The 2,695-nt window shown below is 71.3% G+C and carries 3 protein-coding genes and 1 pseudogene; 1 reads left to right on the top strand and 3 read right to left on the bottom strand.

What is annotated here, in order from left to right; all coding sequences use genetic code 11:
• From PLL68_RS13695 to PLL68_RS13705, 3 genes and pseudogenes are all read right to left on the bottom strand, one after another.
• Nucleotides 1-268 (bottom strand): annotated as a pseudogene (locus PLL68_RS13695) (PH domain-containing protein); the annotation flags it as partial.
• Complete coding sequence (locus tag PLL68_RS13700; protein WP_324535001.1) at nucleotides 265-783, bottom strand: PH domain-containing protein; 519 nt, start codon at nucleotides 781-783, stop codon at nucleotides 265-267. The pseudogene PLL68_RS13695 and the gene PLL68_RS13700, both read right to left, overlap by 4 nt.
• 14 nt (nucleotides 784-797) lie before the next feature.
• Complete coding sequence (locus tag PLL68_RS13705) at nucleotides 798-1,616, bottom strand: alpha/beta fold hydrolase (RefSeq protein ID WP_324535002.1); 819 nt, start codon at nucleotides 1,614-1,616, stop codon at nucleotides 798-800.
• 90 nt (nucleotides 1,617-1,706) lie between these two features.
• Here PLL68_RS13705 and fdhD point away from each other — a divergent pair, with 90 nt between their 5' ends.
• A complete protein-coding gene (gene fdhD / locus PLL68_RS13710; RefSeq protein WP_324535004.1) occupies nucleotides 1,707-2,546 on the top strand; it encodes a formate dehydrogenase accessory sulfurtransferase FdhD in 840 nt (279 codons plus the stop codon).
• Nucleotides 2,547-2,695: the final 149 nt, after the last annotated feature.

Below are 2,695 nucleotides of genomic sequence, written 5' to 3' on the forward strand. Positions count from 1 at the left end.
CGACCCCGGCGACGAGCAGCACGAGGGCGAGCAGGGCGAGGAACGGGTGGGCGACCACCTGCTCGAGGGCGCCGTCCTCCCCATCCGGCCCGACCCCGATGTCCGGCCCCGGCAGGATGCCGTCCAGGTTCAGGGAGCGCAGGAAACGGTCGAAGAACTGCGAGGCGACGTAGCCGAGCACGGCGATGAGCACGAGGCCGCCGCGCAGCAGCGGCGACAGCGGGTGCAGCCGCTGCCAGTCCTCGTCCCGAGGGACTGGGTCGGTCACAGGCCGGCCCGTTGCGCCTCGCCGCGCGCGGACAGGCGTTCGCGCAGGGCCTCGGCCTCGTCGACCGGCAGGCCGGGCAGCGACCCACCGCTCTCGGGTGAGGCGGTGTGGATCTCGCACGAGGCGATGCCGTGGGCACGCATCAGCGGCCCCGACTGGATGTCGACGTACTGGAGGCGGCCGTAGGGCACGCTGACGAGGGAGCGGAAGAGCCGGCCCTTGCGGATGACGATCTCCTCGTCGAGCTCGACCCAGCTGATCGCACTCACCTGTCGGCCGATGAGCCACGCCACCCAGAGCGCGCCGAGCACGACGGCCGCCGTGCCGACCAGGGCCCATCGGGTCACCAGCAACCCGACGACGACGGTGGCGATGATCGCAGGCACGGCGCACAGCACGAGGGTGATGAGGCGCACCCGGGTCAGGTTCGGGGACACCGGCTGCCACGGCAGGTCACCCCCGTGGAGGGTGACCTGCACCGGGCGCACGGACGTCACGGGGTCGGGGTCAACCATGGCCCCAGTCTGCCTCAGCGCAGGAAACGGGCCACCAGCGCGTTGAACTCGTCGGCGTGTTCGATCTGGGTCCAGTGGCCGCAGCGACCGAAGACGTGCAGCTGGCTGTCGTCGATGAGTTCGAGCAGGCGGTGGGCGTTGGCCAACGGGATGACCTGGTCGTCACGCCCGTGGACGACCAGGGTGCGGTGGGGCAGGGCCGAGATGACGTCCTCCGGGGTGGCGAGGGCGTCGACCCACCGTTGCCGCGGCGCGGGGAACATCGCGGCGAAGGACTCCTGGAAGCCCGGTCGCACGGAGGCCTCGTACCGCAGCCGGGCGAGCTCGTCGGTGGCGAAGGCCGGGTCGTACGCGAAGACGTCGAGCAGCCCACGCATCGTCTCCAGCGACGGCTCGTAGCCCCAGACCCGGTCGAGCCCGTCGGTGATGGGGAACGGCACCCCGGCGGCACCCATGAGCACGAGTCGGTCGACCCGCTCGGGCTGGTGGGCGGCCATCGACAGGGCCAGCGCGCCGCCGAAGCTGTTGCCGACGATCGAGAAGCGGTCGAGCCCGAGGGCGTCGGCGAAGCCGAGCAGGTGGGCCCGCCACGTGTCCAGGGAGTAGTCGAACCCCTCAGGCCGGTCGGTGAAGCCGAAACCGACGATGTCGGGGGCGATGACCGTGAAGTGCTCGGCCAGGGCCGGGATCGTCAGCCGCCAGTTCGCCCACGCGGAGACCCCCGGGCCCGAACCGTGCACGAGCAGCACGACGGGGCCGCTGCCCGCCCGGTGGTAGTTCGTCGTGATGCCGTCGACGTCGATCGACAGGCCGATCTCGGGGTTGGTGTCCATGCGGCTGACGGTAGGCCCGGTCAGGTGTGCAGCGCTGCCACCGTTCCGCACCCCGTAACACCGCGGTGTCCGTGTGTTTGGATGACGCCCATGGGCCGGGTGACGACGCGCGTTCGACGGACACGACTCGACGTCGTCAGCGGTGCTCGGGTCGAGCGCACGGACACCGTCGCCGTCGAGGAGCCGCTGGAGATCCGCGTCGACAACACCTCACTCACGACGACGATGCGAACACCCGGCGACGACTTCGACCTCGCGATCGGGCACCTGCTCACCGAGGGCCTGCTCCACGGCGCCGACGAGGTCGCGACGCTCATGCACTGCACGGACCTCGACGAGAGCGGATCCCCCACCTTCAACGTCGTCGACGTCACCCTGGCACCGGGCGCCGTGCTGCACCGCGCCCCGCGTGAGCGCACGCAGGGCATGACCAGCGCGTGCGGGGTCTGCGGGTCGGCGTCCGTGGATGCCGTGCGCACGAGCAGTCGGTATGCCGTGGCGGGCGACCCGCTCTCCCTCTCGGCGGAGGTGGTGGCCGGGCTCCCGGATGTCCTGCGCCAGCAGCAACCCGTCTTCCAGCGCACCGGCGGGGTCCACGCGGCCGGTCTCGCGACGGCATCCGGTGACCTGCTGCACGTGCGCGAGGACGTCGGGCGGCACAACGCCGTCGACAAGGTCGTCGGGGCCGCGGCCCGCGTGGGGTCACTGCCGCTGGGCGGGCACGTGCTCGTCGTCAGCGCCCGGGCGAGCTTCGAGATCATCCAGAAGGCGAGCGTCGTCGGCATCCCGGCCGTCGTCGCGGTGGGGGCTCCGACGTCGTTGGCCGTCGACCTGGCCGTGGACCGCGGCATCACGCTCGTGGCGTTCACCCGGCATCCGAGCATGTCGGTCTACAGCCGCCCCGACCGCCTCGCCTTTCCCTCCCCATGAGCCAAAACCGAGGTTCGCATGGGATGCCTTCCCCTGCGAACCTCGTGCATCCCCTGCGAAGCCCGGAGCAACCGCGGACTACTGGTCAGTAATGTGAACCCGATTGCGCTGGGGGCGCCGATCGGGTGAAAGATGGGGACCACGCGCGC

The organism is Ornithinibacter sp. (genome assembly GCF_035443565.1).
In the GTDB taxonomy this organism is placed as follows: domain Bacteria; phylum Actinomycetota; class Actinomycetes; order Actinomycetales; family Dermatophilaceae; genus Fodinibacter.

Coding starts and splice junctions, on each gene's coding strand:
- fdhD (WP_324535004.1), top strand. CDS start 1,707: ATGGGCCGGGTGACGACGCGCGTTCGACGGACACGACTCGACGTCGTC.
- PLL68_RS13705 (WP_324535002.1), bottom strand. CDS start 1,616: ATGGACACCAACCCCGAGATCGGCCTGTCGATCGACGTCGACGGCATC.
- PLL68_RS13700 (WP_324535001.1), bottom strand. CDS start 783: ATGGTTGACCCCGACCCCGTGACGTCCGTGCGCCCGGTGCAGGTCACC.